Genomic DNA, 22,998 nt, shown 5'->3' with positions numbered 1-22,998 from the left:
GCTTGCTTCACCGTAATGGAAAACTGGTCTAGACAACCTGAACACCGAAGGGCAGCAACACATGGCTGAGCGCCGCGTCAACGTCGGCTGGGCCGAGGGCCTTCACGCCCGTCCCGCCTCCATCTTCGTCCGAGCCGCCACGGCCGCAGGCGTCCCGGTGACGATCGCCAAGGCCGGCGGCGCCCCGGTCAACGCGGCCTCCATGCTGGCCGTGCTCGGCCTGGGCGCGCAGGGGGGCGAGGAGATCGTCCTCAGCTCCGACGCCGAGGGCGCGGACGCCGCCCTGGACCGGCTGGCGAAGCTGGTCGCCGAGGGGCTGGAAGAGCTGCCCGAGACCGTCTGAGCCGGTTCCCGAAGCCGCGTCGCCCCGAAAAGGCGACGCGGCTTCCGCGTTTTCACGGCCGGCCGGAAGAAATTCACAGCCGGCCCACGCCCGACAGCCGGTCATAAATCCGGGGCACGCCAAAAAGAGGCGGCGGCAGGACCCGCTCTCCCGAATTCCCCTCTTTGTATACGGCGCCCGTGTTAATTCCGCAGACTCGGCATGTTTACGACGTGTTGCGAATTCCTCACGCGCTCGGTGCGGTCGGCGCCCGGGGAGAACCGCAGCCGGTGCGCGGCCGACGCGCGCTCGGTGTGCAGGGTCATGACCGCCCGCGCGCGCTCCGCGTCGCCGCGCGCCACCGCGTCCACGACGGCGCCGTGCTCCGCCCAGGACTCGACGGGGCTTGCGGGCGACTCCACCGCGTACATCCAGGCGATCTTGTGCCGGAGCTGGGTGAGCGTCGAGGTCAGGGCTTGGCTGCCGGTGGCCTGGGCGAGCGTCACGTGGAACCAGCCGCCGAGGGAGCGCAGATCCTCGCTGTTGCCCCTCCTGGCCCGCTCCTGCCCCAGCCTGACCAAGCCGCGCAGCACCTTGAGATGGGCCTCCGTGCGCCGCTGGGCGGCCCGGGAGGCGCCCAGCGGCTCCAGGAGCAGGCGCATCTCCAGCAGGTCGGCCGCCTCCTGCTCGGTGGGTTCGGCCACGCACGCGCCCGCGTGCCGCCGCGTCACCACGAAGCCCTCCGCCTCCAGGGTGCGCAGGGCCTCGCGGACGGGGACGCGCGAGACGCCGTAGCGGCGCGCGAGCAGTTCCTCGGTGAGCCGGCTGCCGCGCTCGTAGACACCGGCGACGATGTCGTCCCGGATCGCCGTGCACACCGAGTGCGCCGGAATACGCATGACCGACCTCCGCCTTAATCCCCGTGAAACGCCGACGATTGACGTGTGTTCCGTGACTCTATGGCAATGAGCCGGAATTTCCGATGGCGGGCCGGAATCCATGGATATTTTTTGGACATCGGGGCGTCCGAAACGACGAAAACCCCGGCTCGCGAGCCGGGGCCGCGGCGCCCACGCGCCACCGGTCGTCAGACGTTCACACCGTGCTTGCGCAGATACGCGACGGGGTCGATGTCGGAGCCGTACTCCGGGGTCGTCCGCGCCTCGAAGTGCAGGTGCGGTCCGGTCGTGTTGCCCGTGGCGCCGGACAGCCCCAGCTGCCGGCCCGGAGTGACCCGCTCGCCCACCGAGACACCGACGGACGACAGATGGCCGTACTGGGTGTACATGCCGTCCGCCATCCGGATCACCACCTCGTAGCCGTACGCACCGCCCCAGCCGGCCGACACGACGGTGCCGGAACCCACCGCGTGGACGGCGGTGCCGGCCGCGGCGTGGAAGTCGACGCCGGTGTGGCTGCCGGAGGACCACAGGGAGCCGCCGGTGCGGTAGCCGGTGGAGACGTAGGAGTGCGCGATCGGCGCGACGAAGGCGTTCAGCCGCCTGCGCTCGGCCTCGCGGGCGGCCCGGACCTCGGCCGCGCGTTCCGTGGCCGCCCGCCGCGCCGCCGCCTTGCGCGCGGCATCCTCGGCCGCCTTCTCCTCGGCGGCCTGCCGCTGCGCGGCCGCCTGGGCGCCGATCTGCTCGGCGACCGAGTCACCGATGCCGACGACGGGGGTGAGGCCGGTCTGCTCCGCGGTGGTGGCGGCGTGCGCCGGACCGGCCGCGAGGGTGCCCATGGCACCGGTGACGGCGAGCGTCGCGACGCCCGCGGCGCGGGCGGTGGTGCGGTGCATCCGGGTGGAACGGCGGTGCTTCCCGGTGGCGCGGGTGAACGCCATGGAGTGACGGTCCTTTCCTTCCTTCTCGCCTACCGGGTTAGCTGACAGGTTCGGAGCAGGAAGGTCTCCTACAGGAGGGCGCGTGCCACGCGTACTCCCGATTCACCTCAGGGACTTGGGTCCCCGGCTCCCCTGGCTCGCGCCGTACGGGGACTCGGCGATGGCTGTCCGGTGCCGCGGGCGCGGCGCACTGCCTGACGAACAGCCCGGACGACGCTAAGGCGGACAACTTTCCATCCCCAAACCGAACCGGGTCTTTGTAGCGCATCCCACAGGGCAGACAGGCAACCTCCGCCGCAATTCGGGCATCCCGACGGAACGGAAGGGGCCCTGACGACCGGGGCGGTCTCCCACAGCCGTCAGGGCCCCACGCGCGTGTGCCGGTCCTCGGACCGCTCCGCCTACTCCGCGGACACCACGTGCACCTCTCCGATGCCCAGCGCCTCGGCCGGCTCCTTGATCTGCGCGGCGTCGCCGACCAGGACCGTCACCAGCCGGTCCACCGGGAACGCGTTCACCACCGCGGCGGTGGCCTCCACGGTGCCCGTGGCGGCCAGCTGCCGGTACAGGGACGCCTGGTAGTCGTCCGGCAGATGCTGCTCCACCTGGTCGGCGAGCGTGCTCGCCACGGCCGCCGCCGTCTCGTACTTCAGCGGCGCCACCCCGACGAGGTTCTGCACGGCGACGTCGCGCTCGGCGTCGGTGAGCCCTTCCTCGGCCAGCGTGCGCAGCACCGTCCACAGGTCGGCCAGCGCGGGACCGGTGTTCGGGGTGTCCACGGAGCCGCTGATGGCGAGCAGCGAGGCGCCCGTGCCGTCGGGGGCCGACCTGAGGACCTGGCCGAAGGCGCGCACCCCGTAGGTGTAGCCCTTCTCCTCGCGCAGGACGCGGTCCAGCCGGGAGGTGAGGGTGCCGCCGAGGCAGTACGTGCCGAGCACCTGGGCGGGCCAGACCCGGTCGTGCCGGTCGGCGCCGACGCGGCCGATGAGCAGCTGCGTCTGGACGGCGCCGGGGCGGTCCACGATGACGACCCGGCCGCGGTCGTCGGCGCTCACCGGCGGCACCGGCCGCGGCTGGGACGCGGCACCCGACCACGCCCCCAGGGACTCGCCGAGCAGCGCGTCCAGATCGATGCCCGTCAGGTCGCCGACGACCACGGCGGTGGCCGTCGCGGGCCGTACGTGCCGCTCGTAGAAGGCGCGCACCGCCGCCGCGTCGATCTTGGCGACGGTCTCCTCGGTGCCCTGGCGCGGACGCGACATGCGCGAGGCAGCCGGGAACAGCTCCTTGGAGAGCTCCTTGGCGGCGCGGCGGGACGGGTTGGCCAGCTCGTGCGGGATCTCGTCGAGACGGTTGCGGACCAGCCGCTCCACCTCGCTGTCGGCGAACGCGGGCGCGCGCAGCGCGTCGGACAGCAGCCCAAGACCTTTTGCCAGACGGGAGGCCGGGACCTCCAGGCTCAGCCGGACGCCCGGGTGGTCGGCGTGCGAGTCCAGCGTGGCGCCCGCCCGCTCCAGTTCGGCGGCGAACTCCTCGGCGGAGTGCCGGTCGGTGCCCTCGGAGAAGGCCCGCGCCATGATCGTGGCGACACCGTCCAGACCGGACGGCTCGGCGTCCAGCGGCGCGGACAGCAGCACCTCGACGGCGACGACCTGCTGGCCGGGCCGGTGGCAGCGCAGGACGGTCAGGCCGTTGTCCAGCGTGCCCCGCTCGGGGGCCGGGAACGCCCACGGCTTCGCCTCGCCCGCGCGGGGCTGCGGGTGGAACTCCATCGCGGCGAGCTCGGTCACTTGGCCGCCTCCTCGTTGTTGTCGTCGCCGGCTTCGACGGTGGCTTCGGACTCCGGGTCCTCGGGGACGTCCACGTCCTCGGTGTGCTCCGCGGACTCGGCGGAGAGCGGTTCGTAGACGAGCACCGCGCGGTTGTCCGCACGCAGCTGGGCCTGGGCGACCGCCTGGACCTCTTCGGGAGTCACCTCCAGGACCCGCTGCACGGCGGTCAGGGCGAGCTGCGGGTCACCGAACAGGACGGCGTACCGGCACAGTTCGTCGGCGCGGCCCGCGACCGTGCCGAGCCGGTCCAGCCACTCGCGCTCCAACTGCGCCTGGGCGCGCTCCATTTCCTCGGACGTGGGGCCCTCCTCGGCGAACCGGGTCAGCTCCTCGTCGATGGCGGCCTCGATGACCGGCACCTCGACGTCACCGGAGGTCTTCACGTCCAGCCAGCCCAGGGAGGGCGCGCCGGCCAGCCGCAGCAGGCCGAACCCGGCCGCCACCGCCGTACGGTCCCGCCGCACCAGCCGGTTGTACAGGCGGGAGGACTCGCCGCCGCCGAGGACCGTGAGCGCCAGGTCGGCCGCGTCGCACGCGCGCGTGCCGTCCTGCGGCAGCCGGTAGGCGGCCATCAGGGCGCGGGCCGGGACCTCCTCCACGACGACCTCGCGCAGCTGCTCCCCGATGGTCTCGGGCAGCGAGCCGTCGCGGGGCTCGGGCTTGCCGTCGTGGGAGGGGATCGAGCCGAAGTACTTCTCGATCCAGGCGAGCGTCTGCCGCGGGTCGATGTCGCCGACCACGGAGAGTACGGCGTTGTTCGGCGCATAGTAGGTGCGGAAGAACGCGCGCGCGTCCTCCAGGGTGGCCGCGTCCAGGTCCGCCATCGAACCGATCGGCGTGTGGTGGTACGGGTGGCCCTCGGGGTAGGCGAGGGCGGTCAGCCGCTCGAAGGCGGTGCCGTAGGGCACGTTGTCGTAGCGCTGGCGGCGCTCGTTCTTGACGACGTCCCGCTGGTTCTCCATGGACTCGTCGTCCAGCGCGGCCAGCAGCGAACCCATGCGGTCGGCCTCCAGCCACAGGGCCAGCTCCAGCTGGTGGGCGGGCATGGTCTCGAAGTAGTTGGTCCGCTCGAAGCTGGTGGTGCCGTTCAGCGACCCTCCGGCGCCCTGCACCAGCTCGAAGTGCCCGTTGCCCTGCACCTGCGCGGAGCCCTGGAACATCAGGTGCTCGAAGAGGTGAGCCAGACCGGTACGCCCCTTGACTTCGTGGCGGGAGCCGACGTCGTACCAGAGGCAGACCGCCGCGACCGGGGTCAGATGGTCCTCGGAGAGCACCACGCGCAGCCCGTTGGCCAGGCGGTGCTCGGTCGCTGTCAGGCCCCCGGAGCCTGCCTCGGCTGTGGCCGTGTGACCCATGGGCATGTACGTCCCTTCGATCGCGGATGCGGTCGTGAAACCGCGGTTTTCCTGCCAGTCCTGCCACTGTATGCAAGCGTGCGCACCCTGGGCGAAGTTCCCGCGGGACGTACGCCCACAGCGGATCGCGTAGCCTGCGGGGTCGTGCCACGGGGCGGTCCCCCGCGGCAGCCGCGGCGCCGGGGCGGGCCGCCGACACCGGGGCCTGGCCCGGGTTGTCAGTGTCGCGGTCCACAATGGTCCGCATCAGATCACGTTCACGCTTCCGCACGAACGCCCCATAGGCGAGCGACCGAACACAGGAGGAGCCGGCAGCGATGGCCCGCCGCAGCACGAAGACCCCGCCGCCCGACGAACCGTTCGAGGAGAGAATCCTCGACATCGACGTCGTGGACGAGATGCAGGGCTCCTACCTTGAGTACGCGTACTCGGTCATCTACTCCCGTGCCCTGCCGGACGCCCGCGACGGCCTCAAGCCGGTGCACCGCCGCATCGTGTACCAGATGAACGAGATGGGCCTGCGCCCCGACCGCGGCTATGTGAAGTGCGCGCGCGTCGTCGGCGACGTCATGGGCAAGCTCCACCCGCACGGAGACGCGTCCATCTACGACGCCCTGGTGCGCATGGCGCAGCCCTTCTCGATGCGCGTGCCGCTGGTCGACGGCCACGGCAACTTCGGGTCGCTGGGCAACGACGACCCGCCGGCCGCCATGCGGTACACGGAATGCCGCATGGCCGAGGCCGCCGGCCTGATGACCGACTCGATCGACGAGGACACGGTCGACTTCGCCCCGAACTACGACGGGCAGGAGCAGGAGCCGTCGGCGCTGCCCGCCGCGTTCCCGAACCTGCTGGTCAACGGCGCGTCGGGGATCGCCGTCGGTATGGCCACGAACATGCCGCCGCACAACCTCGGCGAGGTGATCGCGGCCGCTCGGCACCTCATCCGGCACCCGAACGCCGACCTGGACGCCCTGATCAGGCATGTGCCGGGCCCCGACCTGCCCACCGGCGGCCGGATCGTCGGCCTCTCCGGGATCCGCGACGCCTACGAGACCGGCCGGGGCACCTTCAAGATGCGGGCCACGGTGACCGTGGAGACGGTGACCGCACGCCGCAAGGGCCTCGTCGTCACGGAACTGCCCTTCGCCGTCGGACCCGAGAAGGTCATCTCCAAGATCAAGGACCTGGTCGGCACGAAGAAGCTGCAGGGCATCGCCGACGTCAAGGACCTCACGGACCGTGAGCACGGCCTGCGCCTGGTCATCGAGATCAAGAACGGCTTCGTGCCCGAGGCGGTCCTGGAACAGCTCTACAAGCTGACGCCGATGGAGGAGTCCTTCGGCATCAACAACGTGGCACTGGTCGACGGCCAGCCCCTCACGCTGGGCCTGAAGGAACTCCTTGAGGTCTACCTCGACCACCGCTTCGACGTGGTGCGCCGCCGCTCGGAGTTCCGCCGCGGCAAGCGACGCGACCGGCTGCACCTCGTGGAGGGCCTGCTCACCGCGCTGGTCGACATCGACGAGGTCATCCGCCTCATCCGCTCCAGCGAGAACAGCGCGCAGGCGAAGGAGCGGCTGATGCGGCGCTTCTCGCTGTCGGAGATCCAGACCCAGTACATCCTGGACACGCCCCTGCGCCGGCTGACCAAGTACGACCGGATCGAGCTGGAGGCGGAGAAGGAACGGCTCAACGCGGAGATCGCGGAGCTGACCCGGATCCTGGAGTCGGACGCCGAACTGCGCAAGCTGGTCTCCGCGGAACTCGCCGCGGTCTCCAAGAAGTTCGCCACCCCGCGCCGCACGCTGCTGCTGGAGGCGGGCGCGACCCCGGTCGCCGCGGTGCCGCTTCAGGTGGCCGACGACCCGTGCCGGGTGCTGCTGTCCTCGACCGGGCTGCTGGCCCGCACGGCGAACGGCGAGCCCTTCCCGGTGGACGCCGGCGCCAAGCGCGTCAAGCACGACGTGATCGTCTCGGCGGTCCCGGCGACGGCGCGCGGCGAGGTGGGTGTGGTGACGTCCGCAGGGCGGCTGCTGCGGGTCAACGTGGTCGACCTGCCGCAGCTGCCGGAGACGGCGGCGGCGCCGAACCTCGCCGGAGGGGCACCCGTCGCGGAGTTCGTCACCCTGGAGGACGAGGAGACGGTGGTCTGCCTGACCACGCTCGACGAGTCGTCCCCCGGACTGGCGCTCGGCACCGAGCAGGGCGTGGTCAAGCGGGTGGTGCCCGACTACCCGTCCAACAAGGACGAGTTGGAGGTCATCGCGCTCAAGGAGGGTGACCGGATCGTCGGCGCGGTGGAGCTGCGCACCGGCGAGGAGGACCTGGTGTTCATCACGGACGACGCGCAGCTGCTGCGCTACCAGGCGTCCCAGGTCCGCCCGCAGGGCCGCCCGGCGGGCGGCATGGCGGGCGTCAAGCTCGCCGAGGGCGCCAAGGTGATCTCCTTCACCGCCGTCGACCCGGCCGTGGACGCGGTGGTCTTCACGGTGGCGGGCTCGCGCGGCACGCTGGACGACTCGGTGCAGACGACCGCCAAGCTGACCCCGTTCGACCAGTACCCGCGCAAGGGGCGGGCCACCGGCGGCGTGCGCTGCCAGCGGTTCCTGAAGGGCGAGGACTGCCTGTCCCTGGCCTGGGCCGGGGCCGTCCCGGCGCGGGCGGCGCAGAAGAACGGCACGCCGGTGGACCTGCCGGAACTGGACCCGCGTCGCGACGGCTCGGGCGTGTCCCTGCCGAAGACGGTGTCGGTGGTGGCGGGCCCGGTCTACTGAGCGCGCCGCCGGGTGTGCCGCGCCGTGCCACCGGTCGTGCGGCACCGCTCCGCCGGGTGTGCCGCGCCGTGCCGCCGGTCGTGCGGCACCTCGTGGCTGCTCGCGCAGTTCCCCGCGCCCCCTCCGGGCGCTGTCGGCGGACGGCTGAGCGGGGACGCCGGAGGGCTCGGCGGGCGCGCCTCAGGGGTGGGCTGGTGCCCCGGAGGGCTCGGCGGGGTCCAGGAACGGCGGGTCCTCGGGATTCGGTTCCCCGGCGGTCCGCCGTGCGGCGTCCTGCTCGTCCGGGCCCGCCACATAGCGCAGGACGCCCCACATGCCGTGCTCGTCGGTGTGCGGGGCGTCGCTCTCGCAGGCCCTCAGTTCCCGGCACAGGGCGCCGGTGTCGATGCCGGAGCCGATGAGGACGAGCTGGGTCAGCCGCTCCCCGGCCCCCGTCCACGGCTCCGGGTAGAAGCGCAGGAACCGCCCGACGGCGTGCACGGCGTAGCGGTTGACGGTGTCGTACGCCCCGAAGTCGACGTACCCCTTGATCCGGTAAAGCCCCTCGGTCCTGCCGTCGAGGAACCGCATCAACCTGCGCGGGTCGAGGGGCACTTCGGAGACGTAGGACAGGCTGTCGTAGCCGGTGTGCAGATGGCCCGCGTGCTCGTCCTCGCCGTGCCGGTGCAGGTCGTCGAAGGACAGCTGCCCGACGCGCTCCTCGGCCGGCCTGCGGTCGAAAAGGAACTCGGGGTCGATGCGGCCGTAGGCGGCGGGCACGACGGCGGCGCGGTCGGTGAGCGAGCCGACGAGGCCGAGCACCCGCGCGCCGTCCGCGGACCGGTCGAGCTTGTTGACCACGACCAGGTCGGCGAGGGCGAGGTGCCGGTCGATCTCCGGGTGCCGGGCGCGGGTGGCGTCGAACTCGGCGGCGTCGACCACCTCGACCAGCCCGCCGTAGACGATCCCCGGATGCTCGCTGGCGAGCACCATCCGGACGAGTTCCTGGGGTTCGGCGAGCCCGCTGGCCTCGATGACGATGACGTCGATGCCCGTGGCCGGCGCGGCGAGCCGGGCCAGGTACGTGTCGAGTTCGCTCGCGTCGACGGCGCAGCACAGGCAGCCGTTGCCCAGCGACACCGTGGAGTCGCCGAGCGCGCCCGCCACGGCCATCGCGTCGATCTCGACGGCGCCGAAGTCGTTGACGATCGCCCCGATGCGGCTGCCGCCGCTGTGGTGCAGGAGGTGGTTGAGGAGCGTGGTCTTCCCGGAGCCCAGGAATCCGGCGATGACGACGACCGGGATCTGCTGCGGACTACGGCGGTGCCCCACGGTGCGACCTCTCTCACGCGAACGCGTGCACCGGGCTCACGGCCCGGCGCACGGAGGGAATGGCATGCCGACCCAGGATACGAGCAGGGAGAACACCGCGAAGTGAACGATTGTTAGCAGGCACGGCGGGGCAGACGAAGTGCAGGCGCCGGAGTGTGCGACCCTCGCTTCCCTCTGTGCGCCGCCTCTCCGCCTCCCCGCCGATCAGAGCCGCTCGGCACACTCTGGGAGACGGCTAGCGCCGCCCACCGCTCGCCGGTCCCCTCCAGTCGACCCGCACCCCGACGACCGGCGGACGGCCGCCTGATTCGGGGGTTGACATGGCCACACAGAAGACGGGGAACTGGGGGCCGGGCTCAGTCGCCGCGGTCCTCGCGCTTTCGATCACCGGCACCGCGGCGTCCCTCCTGGCGTACCGCCGCGCCCTGGAGGCGGTCGTCCGCACGAACGCCGAGATCCTGCGACGGCTGGACGCCCTGGACGACCAGCGCCGGCAGGCGTCCCGGCGCACGGACCGCACCGAGTACCAGCGCGATCACCGGCAGCTCCTGCTCGCGGCGATGAAGGACCAGGACCTGCTTCCCGTGCTCGACGCCTACGAGGGCGACGTGCCGCCACGCGTGCAGAAGCAGTACCTCTTCGCCAACGCCCTGTACGTGCACGCCCTGCACGGCTACCGGATCGGCCTGCTCACCCGGGCCGAACTGCGCGGCTACGTCCGTGTGCTGTTCCAGAGCCCGACGGCCCGCGCCTACTGGGAGGCCACGCGCCACCACCGGGCGAGCCTGCGGGACGGCTCGGAGGAGGCCGAGATCGGCAAGATGACCGACGAGTTGCTGGCGGAGCTGGACGAGGCCGACACGGACGAGTGGTGGGTGGTGGGCGACCGACCCGCCGAGGAATGAGACCCAGCCGAGGGAGCGGGCTCCTTGGCCCGCAAAAACGAATCACTCGCTCAGACACCCAAGTCCGGGCCCCAAGCGCGATCTGAGCAGGCTAGGTTGTCCCCGCCTGCCACGTGCACACCCGCCGTCACAGCAGGCCCATACGTCGTTGCCGCCCCGGACCACACCCATGCCCCGGCGCCCGGCACGAGGAAAACCCATGACCGATTCAAGCAAGGACCGGGATCGACTTGAAGATCGTGCGCCGCATTGGTGCGTCACCTCGCGAAAGAGGGAGCGTTAACGGGCAGACCTGCCCGGACATCTTTGAACTGCAGGACGGGAACTTCGCGGTGATCGGTACGGACCGTACCGACACACTCGACTCCGAACTGCCGTCGGACGCCGCACGCGCCGACTACGAGCGGATCGTGGTGATCAGCCGCGAGACGCTGGTGCGCGCGAAGGCCGACATTCCGGACGCCTAGGCGCGGCCCTCCGGTCACGGTGGACGCGCCGCCGATCGGGCGCGCCGACCGATCGGGCGCGCCGACCGATCGGGCGCGCCGACCGATCGGGCGCACCGTGATCCGCGGATGGACCGCGCCCCGCACCGGCCCAGCTCGATGCCGCTCTTCGGCAGCGGGCTGGGCTTTCCTCAGGCCGGCGCCGGGACCGCCGCGGGCGGGGGCGGTCCGACGTACCGGGCCACCGGCCTGATGATCTTGGAGTCGGCGGCCTGTTCCACGATGTTGGCGCTCCAGCCGACCACACGCGCCGCCGCGAACGTGGGCGTGAACATCTCGCGCGGCAGCCCGCACAGTTCCATGACCACGCCCGCGTAGAACTCGACGTTGGCATGCAGTTCGCGGCCGGGCTTCAGCTCGGCGAGGATCGCCTCGACGCGGCGCTCCACCTCCACGGCGAAGGACACGCGCGGGCCGCCGAAGCCCTCGGCGATCTCACGGAGCATCCGCGAACGGGGGTCCTCCGTACGGTAGATCGCATGGCCGAAGCCCATGATGCGCTCACCCGCCAGGACGCGTTCACGGACCCAGCCGTCGATGCGGTCGGGGGTGCCGATCGCGTCCAGGGTGTCCAGGGCCCGGCTGGGCGCACCGCCGTGCAGCGGACCGGACAGCGCTCCCAGGGCACCTACGAGGCATGCCGCCACATCGGCACCGGTGGACGCGATGACCCGTGCGGTGAAGGTTGACGCATTGAATCCATGGTCAATGGTTGAGATCAGGTATTGCTCGACGGCACGGGCCCGCCGCTCGTCCGGTTCCTCCCCGGTCACCATGTACAGGTAGTTGGCCGCGTACGAGAGATCGTCGCGCGGCTCCACCGGCTCCTGTCCCCGCCCGAGCCGGTACAGCGCGGTGAGCAGGGTCGGTACGACCGCGCAGGCGGCGACGGCATCCGCGCGGCGCCGGTCGGCGTCGATGTCGTACACGGGCCGCAAGCCCCGGGCCGCGCCGAGCAGCGACAGCGCCGTGCGCGCCCCGGCCAGTGGACCCGAGGCGCGACTCGCGGCGGCGACGGCGGGCAGGGCGGCGCGGACCTCGGCGGGCAGCCGGCGCGGCGCGACGGTCTCGGTGAGGAAGGCGGCGCGCCGCCGCGCGTCGGGGAGTTCGCCGTACGCGAGGAGGTGCCAGACGTCCTCGAAGCCGCGGGTCCGCGCGAGTTCGACGGCCGAGTACTGGCGGTAGTGGTAGAAGCCCTCGGTCCCCCGGACATCGCCGATCTCGGTGTCGGTGACGACGACGCCCGCGAGCCCGCGCGGCACATCGACAAGGGTGGCTGCCGACCTATTGATGGACATGTTTTCCTCCCTGGACTTGACCCGACTGTCCATGCTTGACTATTTCTCTGTCAATATTGATTGAATCAACATTCAGTCCATACGCCACCAAGGCGACTACGGTGACCCTCATGCGCGATCAAGAACCCGCTTCCCACGGCCCCGAGCGGAGGCTGAGCACCAAGGAGACCGCCGAACTGCTCGGCGTGAAACCGGAGACCGTGTACGCGTACGTGAGCCGCGGTCAGCTCAGCAGCCGGCGCGCGCCCGGCGGCCGGGGCAGCACCTTCGACGCCGCGGAGGTGGACGCCCTCGCCCGGCGCCACAGGCGGGAGAGCCAGGTCACCCCAGCCGTCGGCGCGGAGATGTCCGTCCGCACCCGCGTCACGCTGATCGACCAGGACCGGTACTACTTCCGCGGTGTCGACGCCGCGGAACTCGCCGCGCGCCACTCCTACGAGGAGGTCGCCGAGTGGCTGTGGACCGGGCGGCTGAGCCCGGGCGTCACGTTCACCGCCCCCGAGGCCACGGCCGCCGTCGCCCGTCGGGCGGTGGCCGCCCTGCCCGAGCACGCCGAGCCCACCGACCGGCTGCGGGTCGCCGCGGTCGCCGCCGCCACCGAGGACCCGCTGCGCTTCGACCTGTCCGAGGAGGCCGTCCTCGCGACGGCGCGGATCCTCATCCCGACGCTCGTCGCCGCCCTGCCGCCCCGCCCGCACGCCCGGGACGAGGGCCCGCTCGCCCTGCGCCTGTGGGGCCGGCTGACCGGCCGTGAACCCGACGAGGCGTCACTGCGCGCCCTGGACACGGCGCTTGCCCTGCTGGTCGACCACGACCTGGCCGCCTCGACGCTCGCGGTGCGGGTCGCCGCATCGGCCCGGGCCCATGTGTACGCGGCCGTCTCGGCCGGACTGGGCGTGATCGAGGGCCCGTTGCACGGCGCCGCCAGCGGACTGGCCCACCGGCTGCTGCTCGACGTGCTGGACGAGGGCAGCGCCGTTCCGGTGATCGCGGCCGAACTCCGCGCCGGCCGCCGCATTCCCGGCCTCGGCCACCGGCTCTACCCGGGCGAGGACCCACGCGCGCGTGCCCTGTTCGCCCTCCTGGAGCACGTCCCGCGCGCGGAGCCCGCCCTCCTCGCGGCCCGCGACATCGTCGCCACCACGGCCCGGCACACCCCGCTGCACGCCAATGTCGACCTGGCCCTCGCGGTGCTCACCGTCGCCTGCGGCATGCCCGCGACCGCGGGCGAGACGGTCTTCGCCGTCGCCCGGACCGCGGGCTGGATCGCGCACGCCCTGGAGGAGTACGGCGAGCGCCCGCTGCGGATGCGCCCCAGCGGCCACTACGTGGGCCCGCGACCGCCGCAGCCCGCGCCGCAGTAGCACACGGGCAGGAGAGAACCGGGCGGGAAGTCGCCCCGCGCAAAGTCAGGTTAGGCTCACCTCTGTGAGTAGGTGCGCAACCGTCTCCCGGAACCTCGACGAGCCCGTCTCCGGTACGGCGGCCACGGCGACGACATGGCTGCTGCTCGAACAGCCCGGCCCCTGGGGTGCCAAGGCGCTCACGTCGAGCCATCTGGACCGCGCCCTCGGCCGCGCCCTGGAAGCCGCCGCCGACGGCACCGGCGTACGGATCGCGCTCATCCGGCGCCCCGGGCGCCACGCCGACCCCGGAACCCCCGCCGAGCGCCGGGTGTACGCAGCGCACACCGTTCCGGGAAAGGTATGGCTGCGCGCCGCCACCACCCGCGACCCGCGCACGCTCCTCGACCTCGACTACGCCGCCCTCGGCGCGGGCGACCACCGTACGTTCGACACGGCGCTCGGCGCTCGCGCGCACGAGGCGGGCCCGCTCGCGCTCGTCTGCACCAACGGCAAACGCGACCGCTGCTGCGCGCTGCTCGGCCGGCCCCTCGCGGCCGAACTCACCGCCTCCGGCGTACCGGGGGTGTGGGAGGTCACCCATGTGGGTGGACATCGCTTCTCGCCGACGGTGCTCGTCCTGCCGTACGGCTACGCCTACGGACGGGCCGAGGCACACACCGTCAAGGAGGTCCTGCAGGGCGTCCGGGAGGGGCGCGTCGTCGTGCAGGGGTGCCGCGGGAACTCGGCCTGGGACAAGCCCGGTCAGGCGGCCGAACTGGCCGTGCGCACGGCGGCGGGCGAGTACGCGGCGGGCGTGCTGAGTGTCGTGCGCACCGACGGTGCGGCGCCCCGCTGGGAGGTGACCGTGGCCCATGCCGACGGCCGCCGCTGGCGCGTCGTCGTGGCCCGGGGCGCCTCGCTCCCGCCGCGCCCGGAGAGTTGCGGCGCCTCGGTGCTGGGCACGCCGGCGCGGATGGACGTGGTGTCCGTGCGCGAACTGACGTCCGCGGCCCTGACGGGCTGACCCTGTCGCCGCCGAGTGGCGGCCCGTCGGCCCGGGGAGCCGACTGCCCCGATCCGATCGGGAAACGGCCGACACCGTTGCGCCGGGAACCGGCAGCCCCGTTCGCCAAGAATCGGTCAAGAGATCCGCGCCACACCCCCTACGGCTCGGTCCGCCCGCCCACGTACCGTCATGGGCATGAGCCCCACTCCCCCCGCACGCCGTCTGCGTCTCGGTCTGCCGCGGCGGGTGTTCTCGCAGGTTCTGCTGATGCAGGTGGCGATCGCCGCCGGAGTCGCGGTGCTCGCCACCGGGCTGTTCCTGGCCCCGTTGAGCAAGCAGCTCGACGAGGAGGCGATGCGCCGCGCGCTGGCGATCGCGGAGACCACGGCGCAGGATCCGCAGATCGCCGAGGGCGTCCAGCACACGCGGCCGTCCATCGACGGCCCGGTGCAGGTGGAGGCCGAGCGGATCCGGCACGCCACGAACGCCGAGTACATCGTGGTGATGGACCTGCGCGGCGTGCGCTGGTCGCACACCACGCGCTCGGAGATCGGCGGCCTTGTCTCCACCGACCCGAGCGCGGCCCTGGCCGGACGGCAGGTCATGGAGATCGACAACGGCACCCTGGGCCGCTCCGCGCGCGGCAAGGTGCCGCTGTACGACGCCGACCACCGGATCATCGGGGCCGTCTCGGTGGGCATCGCCTACGACAGCGTGCGCGCCCGGCTGCTCAGCGCGATCCCCGGGCTGTTCGCCTACGCGGGCGGCGCCCTCGCGGTCGGCGCCCTGGCCGCCTGGCTGATCTCCCGCCGGGTGCAGCGGCAGACCCAGGACCTGGCCTTCTCCGACATCTCGGCCCTGCTCGCGGAGCGGGAGGCGATGCTGCACGGCATCCGGGAGGGTGTCGTCGCCCTCGACCGCACCGGCCGTATACGTCTGCTCAACGACGAGGCGCGGCGGCTGCTCGGCATCGGCGACGAGTCCGTCGGACGGACCCCGGACGAGGCGCTGGGCGAGGGACGCACGACCGATGTGCTGGCCGGCCGGGTGACCGGCACCGATCTGCTCACCGTCCGCGGCCAGCGGGTCCTGGTCGCCAACCGGATGCCCACCGGCGACGGCGGCGCGGTGGCCACCCTGCGCGACCGCACCGAGCTGGAGCAGCTGGGCCGCGAACTGGACTCCACACGCGGCCTGATCGACGCCCTGCGCGCCCAGGACCACGAGCACGCCAACCGCATGCACACGCTGCTCGGCCTGCTCGAACTGGAGATGTACGACGACGCGGTGGAGTTCGTCGGAGAGGTCGTCGGCGATCACCGGGTCACCGCGGAGCAGGTCACCGAGAAGATCCAGGACCCGCTGCTCGCCGCCCTGCTGGTCGGCAAGGCGACGGTCGCGGCGGAGCGCGGGGTCGCGCTGTGGGTCTCGGACCGCACCCGGCTCCCGGACCGGCTGATCGAGCCGAGGGGCCTGGTCACGGTCGTGGGCAACCTGGTCGACAACGCCCTCGACGCCGTCGCCGGGACCCCGCACGCGCGCGTGGAGGTCGAACTGCGCGCCGAGGGGCGCACGGCCGTGCTCAGGGTGCGCGACACGGGACCCGGCGTCCCGGCGGACCGGCGCGAGCTGGTCTTCACCGAGGGGTGGTCCACCAAGGAGCCGCCGGCGCACGGCAAACGCGGTCTCGGGCTGTCCCTGGTGCGCAGGTTCGCCGAGCGGCAGGGCGGGAGCGCCACGGTCGGCGAAGCGGGCGGCGGGGGCGCGGAGTTCACGGTCGTACTGCCCGAGGCCCTGGCCGAGCCGGAACTCGAACCGGGGCCGCGGCCGGAGCCCGCACCTGCGCTGACGGCGCCCGCGCGGACCGCCACCGAGGAGGATGCCCGATGATCGAGGTCCTGGTCGTGGACGACGACACCCGGGTCGCCCGGGTCAACGCGGCCTACGTGGAGAAGGTTCCCGGCTTCCGCGTGGCAGGCGAGGCGCACAACGCGGCCGAGGCACTGCGCCAGGTGGAGGCGCTGCCGCGGCTCGACCTGGTCCTTCTGGACCACTATCTGCCCGACGAGACCGGACTTGCGGTCGTCCAGGAGATGCGCAGGCGCGGCCACCAGACCGACGTCATCATGGTGACGGCGGCCCGGGATGTGTCCACGGTGCAGGCGGCGATGCGCCACGGCGCCCTGCAGTACCTGGTGAAACCGTTCGCCTTCGCGGGGCTGCGCACCAAGCTGGAGGCGTACGCGCGGCTGCGCCGCACGCTGGACGGCGGCGGGGAGGCAGAACAGACAGAGGTGGACCGGATCTTCGGAGCGCTGTCCGCGCCGTCGGAGCCGGAGCTGCCCAAGGGACACTCCCCCACCACGGCCGAACTGGTGCGCCAGTGCCTGATGAACGCCCAGGGCCCGCTGTCGGCCCAGGAGATCGCCGAGCGGACCGGGGTGAGCCGGCAGACCGCCCAGCGCTATCTGAAGCTCCTGGAGCGCACGGGGCGGGCCCGGCTGACCCTCAAGTACGGCGACGCGGGCCGCCCCGAACACCGTTACGTGTGGGCGACCCGCGCCTGACGGCTCCCGGCCTGACGGCTGCCGGCCTGGCGGTCAGCCGGCCGACTTGGCGGCCTTCTCGACGAACTCCGTGGTGTAGGTCTTGCTCAGGTCGACCTTGGCGTTCTTGATGTTGGGGTTGAACGACTTGAGGACCTTCTCGACGGTCTCCGGGCCGTTCTCCGGCATCACGCCGTCGTCCGTGAACATCGGCAGCGTGCTCTTGATCGCCTCCGTGTAGAGGGCCTTGTTGCCCTGGGAGTAGTCGGCGGGCATCTTGGCGGCGATCTCGTCGGCGCTGTGCGTGGACATCCACGTGAGCGTCTTGACGAATGCATTGACCAGCTTCTGCACGGTGTCCTTGTGGCCGTTCACCCAGTCCGTCTGCATGTACAGACTTGACGATGGGTACGGGCCGCCGAGCGCCTCCTGTGAGCCCTCGGGGGTGCGCATGTCGAGGAGGATCTTGCCGGCCTTCTTGTCCAGGATCGTCGCCACGGTCGGGTCGGTCGTCATACCTCCGTCGATGGAGCCCTGTTCCAGCGCGGAGATGAACGTCGGGCCGGCGCCCACCGCGACGGGAGTGAACTCATGGACGCTCACGCCGTTCTTGACGGCGAGGTACTTGGTGAGGAAGTCGGTGGAGGAACCGAGACCGGTCACACCGAGCTTCTTGCCCTTGAAGTCCTTGGGCGAGGTGATGTCACCGGCCGCCTTGTTGGAGACGACCTCCACCTCGCCGGGCGCGTGCGAGAACTGCACGACGGACTCGACGGACTTGCCCTTCACCTGGAGGTCGAGCGTGTGGTCGTAGAAGCCGACCGTCCCCTGGACCTGGCCGGCGACGAGCGCGGTCTCGGCCTGGACTCCGGCGGGCTCGCTCAGGAGCTGGACGTTCAGTCCCTCGGCGTCGAAGTAGCCGAGCCGCTGGGTGAGCATCGCGGGCAGGTAGATGACCTTGTCCAGGCCACCGACCATGATCTTGACCTTCTCCCCCTTGCCCTTGCCGCCGCCTCCGCTGCCGCTGTCGGCGGTCGTGCTGGCCGCTTCGTTGGCGCAGGCGGTGAGCGAGGAGAGGGCGAGCAGGCCGGCGGCGGAGAGCGCCGCGAGTCTGACGGTCTTGCGCATGGCGGTTCACGTCCTTGTGAGAATGCGGTGCGGGGAACGGGGGGTGGCGCTTGGGGGGCGTCAGTGCTCGGAGTCGGCCGGCTTCCAGCGGAAGATGCGCCGTTCCGCGAAGGTCAGCAGCCCCTCGGCGACGAGCGCGACGACGGCGAGGATGACCATCGCGGCGTACACACCGGCCGAGTTGAAGGTGCCCTGCGACTGCGCGACGAGCAGGCCGATGCCCTTGGTGGCGCCGATGTACTCGCCGACGATGGCGCCGATCAGCGCGAAGCCGAAGCTGACGTGGAGGCTAGTGAAGATCCACGAGGTGGCCGACGGGATGACGACCTGAAGGGTCACCCTGCGGTCGCTGGCGCCCAGGATGCGGGCGTTGGCGACCAGGTTGCGGTCGACCTCACGCGCGCCCTGGAAGGCGTTGAAGAAGACCGGGAAGAACACGAGCACCACGGCGGACGCGACCTTGGAGGCGGGGCCGAGACCGAACCAGATCACAAAGATCGGGGCGAGAACGATCCTCGGTATAGAGTTGAGCACCTTGATGTATGGACCAAGGACATCGGCGAGGAAGGTGATCCGCCCGAGCGCGATACCGAGGACGACACCGGCGACGACACCGATGACCCAGCCCAGCAACGCCTCGTACAGCGTGTACCAGATCTGCTCGCCCAGTGAGCCGAGCGCCGTGCCATGGGTGACCCAGGTGTAGATCTGGTCCCAGATCTTCGACGGCATCGAGAAGTTGAACGGATCGATGACCTTCGCCCGCGACAGCCACTCCCACAGACCGAGCACGGCGACCAGCAGCAGCGCCCGGCCGCCCATGACGACGGTCCTGCGTCTGCGGGCCGCTCTGGCCCGGCTTCGTGTGCGGTCCGTGGGCTTGTCCGTACCGGCGACGGGGGCGCTGAGGACGTCATGCGACATGAGCGGCACCCCTCTCGCGGGTGATGCGGACCTCTTCGCCGAGGGACTCCCAGATCTCGCGGTAGATCTCGATGAACCGCGGTTCCAGACGCACCGACTCGACCTTGCGCGGCCGGGGCAGGTCGATGTCGAAGACGTGCTTCACGGTGGCGGGCCCCGCGGTCATCACAACGACCTTGTCGGCCAGCGCGATGGACTCCTCCAGGTCGTGCGTGACGAAGACGACCGAGGCGCCCGTGCCCTCCCACAGCTCCAGGAGTTCGTCCGACATCAGCGCCCGGGTCTGCACGTCGAGCGCGGAGAACGGCTCGTCCATGAGCAGGATCTCGGGGTCGTTGACGAAGGTCGCGGCGAGCGCGACGCGCTTGCGCTGGCCGCCGGAGAGCTGGTGCGGGTAGCGGTCCTCGAAGGCGGCGAGACCGACCCGGGCCAGCCACTCGCGGGCCTTCTGCTTGGCCTCCGCCTTCGGTACGCCACGAAAGCGCGGGCCCGCCATGACGTTGGACAGGACCGTCCGCCAGGGGAAGGTCGCGTCCTGCTGGAAGACGAAGCCGACCTTGTCGCCGACGCCGGAGACCGGTTCCCCGGCCACCAGCACATCGCCCTCGGTGGGCTCCTCCAGGCCGCTGACCAGGGTCAGCGTGGTGGACTTGCCACAGCCGGTGGGTCCGACGACGGCGACGAACTCACCGCGCCCGATGGTGAGGTCCAGACCCCGGACAGCCGTGTGCAGCCCCCCTGACGGGGTCTTGAAGATCTTGCTCGCGCCCCGCAGCTCGATGGCGGGGCTGGTGTCTGCGCTCATGGCCCGGGACCGTAGGTGTGGCCCCTGCCACAGCAGCAGTCTTCTGAGCGCAAGCCGTTCTTTTGCTCGCAGGAGCCTTTTGTGCTCGTTTTGCTCGCGCTACAACTGCGGAGCCGAAACACGGGCTTAACGCCCGCCTGGCCTTGAGGAAATGAGGCCCCATGATTGACGTCCTGGTGGTGGACGACGACTTCCGTGTCGCCGAGATCAACGCCAAGTACGTGGGAAAGGTTCCCGGTTTCCGGGTGGCCGCCCGCGCGCACAGTGCCGCCCAGGCCCTGGCCGCCGTGGAACGCGGAGCCATCGACCTGGTGCTGCTCGACCACTACCTGCCCGACCAGACGGGTCTTGAACTGGTCCACCGGATGCGCGAAGAGGGCCATGGCACCGACGTCATCATGATCACCGCGGCCAGTGATGTCACGACCGTGCAGAAGGCGATGCGCCTGGGCGCGCTGCATTATCTGGTCAAGCCGTTCACCTTCACCGCGCTGCGCACTCGCCTGGACTCGTACGCGGCCCTGCGCCGCACCGTCGACCGGGTCGGCGGGCGAGGTCTGGCCGGCCAGGAGCAGGTCGACCGGATCTTCGGCGCGCTGCGCACCGCGCCCGCGCCGAGCTCGCCCGGCCTGCCGAGCGGCCACTCGGAGCCCACCACCGACCTCATCTGCGGTGTGCTGCACCGCGCCGACCATCCGCTGTCCGCGCACGAGGTGGCCGCCGAGACGGGCCTGAGCCGCTCCACCGCGCAGCGCTATCTGCGCCATCTGGAACAGGCGGGCCGGTTGCGTCTGTCCCTGAAGTACGGTGACACGGGACGCCCCGAGCACCGGTACGCCTGGGTGGCACCCTGACGGCCCCCGCCTGCGCGAGCCCGTACGCGGAGCAGACCGCCGCTCCTACACGGCTCCCGCCCCGGTCAGCGACCGCACCTCGGTCTCCGCGTGCCTGGCCTCGTCCGGGACCTCGTCCGAGGTGACGGTGCCCAGCCAGCCCGCGAGGAAACCCAGCGGGATGGAGACGATGCCGGGGTTCTCCAGCGGAAAGTACTGGAAGTCGACGGCCGGGAACAGCGACCCGGGACTGCCCGACACCACCGGGGACAGCACGACCAGCCCCAAGGCCGGAACCAGCCCGCCGTATACGGCCCACACCGCGCCGCGCGTCGTGAAGCCGCGCCAGAACAGCGAGTACAGCAGCACCGGCAGGTTCGCGGACGCAGCCACGGCGAAGGCGAGGCCCACCAGGAAGGCCACGTTGAGATCGCGGGCCAGCAGGCCGAGCGCGATGGCGATCACCCCGATGCCGACCGCCGCGACCCGTGCCACGGTCACTTCGCTGCGCGCCGGGCCGCGTCCCCGCCGCAGCGAGGCGTACAGGTCGTGGGCCACGGACGCCGAGGAGGCCAGCGTGATCCCGGCGACCACCGCGAGGATCGTGGCGAAGGCGACGGCCGCCACGATCGCGAACAGCACCGCCCCGCCGGTGGAGTCCGCCCCGCCGCCCAGGTCGAGGGCGAGCAGCGGAACCGCCGTGTTCCCCGCCGCGTTCGAGTCGCGCACGGCCTCCGGTCCGACGATCGCGGCCGCCCCGAAGCCGAGGACGAGCGTCATCAGATAGAAGCCGCCGATCAGCCCGATCGACCACACCACCGAGCGGCGGGCCGCCCGCGCGGTCGGCACCGTGTAGAAGCGGGACAGGATGTGCGGCAGTCCGGCCGTGCCCAGGACCAGTGCGAGCCCCAGGCTGATGAAGTCGAACCGGGCGGTCCAGTCCCCGCCGTACTTCAGTCCCGGCGCCAGGAACGCGTCCCCGTGCCCGCTGCGCTCCGCGGCGGTGAGCAGCAGCCGGTCGAGATCGCCGTGGAAGCGCAGCAGCACCAGCACGGTCAGCGCGATGGTCCCGCCGAGCAGCAGGACCGCCTTCACGATCTGGATCCAGGTCGTGGCCCGCATCCCTCCCAGCGACACATAGACCACCATGAGCGCGCCGACGCCGATCACCGTCCACGCCTGCGCGGCGGCACCCGTCCGCCCGAGCAGCAGCGCCACCAGGCTGCCCGCCCCCACCATCTGCGCCACCAGATACAGAACGGAGACGGTGACCGACGAGGTTCCCGCGGCGATCCGCACAGGGCGCTCGCTCATCCGCGCGGCCACGACGTCGGCCAGCGTGAACCTCCCGCAGTTGCGGACCAGTTCGGCGACCAGGAACAGCACCACCAGCCACGCGACGAGGAAGCCCACCGCATACAGCAGCCCGTCGTAGCCGAACAGCGCGATGAGCCCCGTGACACCCAGGAACGACGCGGCCGACATGTAGTCCCCCGCGATGGCAAAACCGTTCTCCATCGGGGAGAAGAGCCGCCCCCCGGCATAGAACTCCTCCGGGGAGCCCTGCCGCCTGCGGCTCACCCACGTCGTGATCCCCAGCGTGACGGCCACGAAGACGCTGAACAGCACGAACGCCAGCGTCTGATGCTGTCCCGTCACGATGCTCCGCCCTGCGCGCTGCGCGCCAACTCCTGTGTGTCCCATCGCAGTTCCAGCGCGGCCCGGTCCCTGCGCAGCCGAGCGTGCCGGGCATAGGCCCAGGTGAGCAGGAAGGTGGTCGCAAACTGTCCCAGTCCGGCGAGCATGGCCACGTTCAGCGCGCCGACCACGGGCCTGGCCATGAAACCGGGCGCGGTCGTCGCGGCGATCACATAGCCCACGTACCAGGTGAAGAAGACCGCGGCTCCCGGCACCACGAACCTGCGGTACCTGCTGCGCACTTCCTGGAAAGCCGCGCTGCGCTGCACCTCCAGGTAGATGTCACGGGCGCGAACGGCAGCCGTCTCCCTCGTCCCCCGCGCCGCCGGCACCGAGGGCGCGGGCACGCCCATGCCGTCCGACTCCCCCCAGCCGGAGGCGAGCGCGTCGTACCAGGGATCGTCGTACCCCACCTCACGGGACGTCATGTCTGCCGCTTCGTGGTCCTCGGCCGAACTCTCTGGACCGCCCCTGTCCCCGCCGGGACGACCGTTGCTTGACTGCATGCCCAAGGATGGACAGAACGGGAAGATCCCCGACTCTTCTTCCCTCCGCTCTTCACCCCA

20 protein-coding genes and 1 riboswitch are annotated in these 22,998 nt (G+C 71.6%); of the genes, 9 read left to right on the top strand and 11 right to left on the bottom strand.

The window, feature by feature from the left end; translation table 11 throughout:
* Positions 1–61: 61 nt before the first annotated feature.
* Positions 62–343 (top strand): HPr family phosphocarrier protein, encoded by a 282-nt coding sequence (locus AC27LF_RS04280; protein ID WP_479657770.1) that lies wholly within the window; start codon positions 62–64, stop codon positions 341–343.
* Between the two features lie 182 nt (positions 344–525).
* Here the strand turns inward: AC27LF_RS04280 and AC27LF_RS04275 are convergent, their stop codons facing one another.
* The 4 genes from AC27LF_RS04275 to AC27LF_RS04260 form a co-directional block, all read right to left on the bottom strand.
* Positions 526–1,221, bottom strand: a complete 696-nt coding sequence (locus AC27LF_RS04275; RefSeq protein ID WP_479657771.1) for a GntR family transcriptional regulator — start codon at positions 1,219–1,221, stop codon at positions 526–528.
* Positions 1,222–1,409: 188 nt separating this feature from the next.
* On the bottom strand, positions 1,410–2,162 hold the full coding sequence (locus AC27LF_RS04270; RefSeq protein WP_479657772.1) for a M23 family metallopeptidase: 753 nt from the start codon (positions 2,160–2,162) through the stop codon (positions 1,410–1,412).
* A gap of 11 nt (positions 2,163–2,173) precedes the next feature.
* A riboswitch (cyclic di-AMP (ydaO/yuaA leader) is annotated at positions 2,174–2,332 on the bottom strand.
* 231 nt (positions 2,333–2,563) lie between these two features.
* The gene (locus AC27LF_RS04265) at positions 2,564–3,952 is read right to left on the bottom strand and encodes a M16 family metallopeptidase (protein WP_479657773.1); all 1,389 of its coding nucleotides are present in this window, start codon (positions 3,950–3,952) and stop codon (positions 2,564–2,566) included.
* Positions 3,949–5,355 carry a M16 family metallopeptidase gene (locus tag AC27LF_RS04260; protein WP_479657774.1) on the bottom strand — a complete coding sequence of 469 codons (1,407 nt, stop codon included), beginning with the start codon at positions 5,353–5,355 and terminating at the stop codon, positions 3,949–3,951. The genes AC27LF_RS04265 and AC27LF_RS04260 overlap by 4 nt, the downstream gene beginning before the upstream one ends.
* A gap of 311 nt (positions 5,356–5,666) precedes the next feature.
* Between AC27LF_RS04260 and AC27LF_RS04255 the strand changes: the two genes are divergently transcribed.
* Positions 5,667–8,126, top strand: coding sequence for a DNA gyrase/topoisomerase IV subunit A (locus AC27LF_RS04255; RefSeq protein ID WP_479657775.1), 2,460 nt, complete (start codon positions 5,667–5,669; stop codon positions 8,124–8,126).
* A gap of 180 nt (positions 8,127–8,306) precedes the next feature.
* Here AC27LF_RS04255 and AC27LF_RS04250 read toward each other — a convergent pair whose 3' ends face one another.
* Positions 8,307–9,437, bottom strand: coding sequence for a CobW family GTP-binding protein (locus tag AC27LF_RS04250; protein ID WP_479657776.1), 1,131 nt, complete (start codon positions 9,435–9,437; stop codon positions 8,307–8,309).
* A 320-nt stretch (positions 9,438–9,757) separates the two neighbouring features.
* Here AC27LF_RS04250 and AC27LF_RS04245 point away from each other — a divergent pair, with 320 nt between their 5' ends.
* Together AC27LF_RS04245 and AC27LF_RS04240 are read left to right on the top strand one after the other, a co-directional pair.
* A complete protein-coding gene (locus tag AC27LF_RS04245; RefSeq protein ID WP_479657777.1) occupies positions 9,758–10,342 on the top strand; it encodes a DUF6082 family protein in 585 nt (194 codons plus the stop codon).
* Between the two features lie 230 nt (positions 10,343–10,572).
* Positions 10,573–10,809 carry a hypothetical protein gene (locus AC27LF_RS04240; protein ID WP_479657778.1) on the top strand — a complete coding sequence of 79 codons (237 nt, stop codon included), beginning with the start codon at positions 10,573–10,575 and terminating at the stop codon, positions 10,807–10,809.
* A gap of 170 nt (positions 10,810–10,979) precedes the next feature.
* Here AC27LF_RS04240 and AC27LF_RS04235 read toward each other — a convergent pair whose 3' ends face one another.
* Positions 10,980–12,146, bottom strand: a complete 1,167-nt coding sequence (locus AC27LF_RS04235) for a citrate synthase (RefSeq protein WP_479657779.1) — start codon at positions 12,144–12,146, stop codon at positions 10,980–10,982.
* A 110-nt stretch (positions 12,147–12,256) separates the two neighbouring features.
* Here AC27LF_RS04235 and AC27LF_RS04230 point away from each other — a divergent pair, with 110 nt between their 5' ends.
* The 4 genes from AC27LF_RS04230 (at position 12,257) to AC27LF_RS04215 (ending at position 17,065) form a co-directional block, all read left to right on the top strand.
* The gene (locus tag AC27LF_RS04230) at positions 12,257–13,510 is read left to right on the top strand and encodes a citrate/2-methylcitrate synthase (protein WP_479657780.1); all 1,254 of its coding nucleotides are present in this window, start codon (positions 12,257–12,259) and stop codon (positions 13,508–13,510) included.
* A 64-nt stretch (positions 13,511–13,574) separates the two neighbouring features.
* Positions 13,575–14,516 (top strand): ferredoxin family protein, encoded by a 942-nt coding sequence (locus tag AC27LF_RS04225; protein WP_479657781.1) that lies wholly within the window; start codon positions 13,575–13,577, stop codon positions 14,514–14,516.
* Between the two features lie 177 nt (positions 14,517–14,693).
* On the top strand, positions 14,694–16,388 hold the full coding sequence (locus AC27LF_RS04220) for an ATP-binding protein (protein WP_479657782.1): 1,695 nt from the start codon (positions 14,694–14,696) through the stop codon (positions 16,386–16,388).
* Positions 16,385–17,065 carry a response regulator gene (locus tag AC27LF_RS04215; protein ID WP_479657783.1) on the top strand — a complete coding sequence of 227 codons (681 nt, stop codon included), beginning with the start codon at positions 16,385–16,387 and terminating at the stop codon, positions 17,063–17,065. Before AC27LF_RS04220 ends, AC27LF_RS04215 begins: the two co-directional genes overlap by 4 nt.
* Before the next feature lie 33 nt (positions 17,066–17,098).
* On the opposite strand, the gene AC27LF_RS04210 is transcribed toward AC27LF_RS04215, so the two are convergent.
* From AC27LF_RS04210 to AC27LF_RS04200, 3 genes are read right to left on the bottom strand one after another with little or no spacing between them, the layout of a single operon-like run.
* Positions 17,099–18,172, bottom strand: coding sequence for an ABC transporter substrate-binding protein (locus AC27LF_RS04210; protein ID WP_479657784.1), 1,074 nt, complete (start codon positions 18,170–18,172; stop codon positions 17,099–17,101).
* Between the two features lie 60 nt (positions 18,173–18,232).
* Complete coding sequence (locus tag AC27LF_RS04205) at positions 18,233–19,096, bottom strand: ABC transporter permease (RefSeq protein WP_479657785.1); 864 nt, start codon at positions 19,094–19,096, stop codon at positions 18,233–18,235.
* Positions 19,086–19,901: an ABC transporter ATP-binding protein gene (locus tag AC27LF_RS04200; RefSeq protein WP_479657786.1), complete on the bottom strand. Its 816-nt coding sequence runs from the start codon at positions 19,899–19,901 to the stop codon at positions 19,086–19,088. Before AC27LF_RS04200 ends, AC27LF_RS04205 begins: the two co-directional genes overlap by 11 nt.
* Before the next feature lie 161 nt (positions 19,902–20,062).
* Here AC27LF_RS04200 and AC27LF_RS04195 point away from each other — a divergent pair, with 161 nt between their 5' ends.
* Entirely contained in the window at positions 20,063–20,755 is a 693-nt protein-coding gene (locus tag AC27LF_RS04195) for a response regulator (protein WP_479657787.1), read from the top strand.
* Positions 20,756–20,800: 45 nt separating this feature from the next.
* Here AC27LF_RS04195 and AC27LF_RS04190 read toward each other — a convergent pair whose 3' ends face one another.
* Both AC27LF_RS04190 and AC27LF_RS04185 read right to left on the bottom strand, forming a co-directional pair.
* On the bottom strand, positions 20,801–22,393 hold the full coding sequence (locus AC27LF_RS04190; RefSeq protein WP_479657788.1) for a solute symporter family protein: 1,593 nt from the start codon (positions 22,391–22,393) through the stop codon (positions 20,801–20,803).
* Positions 22,390–22,938 (bottom strand): DUF485 domain-containing protein, encoded by a 549-nt coding sequence (locus tag AC27LF_RS04185; RefSeq protein WP_479657789.1) that lies wholly within the window; start codon positions 22,936–22,938, stop codon positions 22,390–22,392. Before AC27LF_RS04185 ends, AC27LF_RS04190 begins: the two co-directional genes overlap by 4 nt.
* Positions 22,939–22,998: the final 60 nt, after the last annotated feature.

This window comes from Streptomyces diversicolor (assembly GCF_057537855.1).
Note: the sequence above shows the minus strand (reverse complement) of the source record. Positions and strands in the feature narration are given on the sequence as shown.

What these genes read in the sequence shown, in the direction of transcription:
- AC27LF_RS04260 (WP_479657774.1), bottom strand. Translation starts at nt 5,355, where the DNA reads ATGCCCATGGGTCACACGGCCACAGCCGAGGCAGGCTCCGGGGGCCTG.
- AC27LF_RS04245 (WP_479657777.1), top strand. Translation starts at nt 9,758, where the DNA reads ATGGCCACACAGAAGACGGGGAACTGGGGGCCGGGCTCAGTCGCCGCG.
- AC27LF_RS04280 (WP_479657770.1), top strand. Translation starts at nt 62, where the DNA reads ATGGCTGAGCGCCGCGTCAACGTCGGCTGGGCCGAGGGCCTTCACGCC.
- AC27LF_RS04220 (WP_479657782.1), top strand. Translation starts at nt 14,694, where the DNA reads ATGAGCCCCACTCCCCCCGCACGCCGTCTGCGTCTCGGTCTGCCGCGG.
- AC27LF_RS04275 (WP_479657771.1), bottom strand. Translation starts at nt 1,221, where the DNA reads ATGCGTATTCCGGCGCACTCGGTGTGCACGGCGATCCGGGACGACATC.
- AC27LF_RS04185 (WP_479657789.1), bottom strand. Translation starts at nt 22,938, where the DNA reads ATGCAGTCAAGCAACGGTCGTCCCGGCGGGGACAGGGGCGGTCCAGAG.
- AC27LF_RS04215 (WP_479657783.1), top strand. Translation starts at nt 16,385, where the DNA reads ATGATCGAGGTCCTGGTCGTGGACGACGACACCCGGGTCGCCCGGGTC.
- AC27LF_RS04200 (WP_479657786.1), bottom strand. Translation starts at nt 19,901, where the DNA reads ATGAGCGCAGACACCAGCCCCGCCATCGAGCTGCGGGGCGCGAGCAAG.
- AC27LF_RS04210 (WP_479657784.1), bottom strand. Translation starts at nt 18,172, where the DNA reads ATGCGCAAGACCGTCAGACTCGCGGCGCTCTCCGCCGCCGGCCTGCTC.
- AC27LF_RS04270 (WP_479657772.1), bottom strand. Translation starts at nt 2,162, where the DNA reads ATGGCGTTCACCCGCGCCACCGGGAAGCACCGCCGTTCCACCCGGATG.
- AC27LF_RS04235 (WP_479657779.1), bottom strand. Translation starts at nt 12,146, where the DNA reads ATGTCCATCAATAGGTCGGCAGCCACCCTTGTCGATGTGCCGCGCGGG.
- AC27LF_RS04195 (WP_479657787.1), top strand. Translation starts at nt 20,063, where the DNA reads ATGATTGACGTCCTGGTGGTGGACGACGACTTCCGTGTCGCCGAGATC.
- AC27LF_RS04205 (WP_479657785.1), bottom strand. Translation starts at nt 19,096, where the DNA reads ATGTCGCATGACGTCCTCAGCGCCCCCGTCGCCGGTACGGACAAGCCC.
- AC27LF_RS04255 (WP_479657775.1), top strand. Translation starts at nt 5,667, where the DNA reads ATGGCCCGCCGCAGCACGAAGACCCCGCCGCCCGACGAACCGTTCGAG.
- AC27LF_RS04230 (WP_479657780.1), top strand. Translation starts at nt 12,257, where the DNA reads ATGCGCGATCAAGAACCCGCTTCCCACGGCCCCGAGCGGAGGCTGAGC.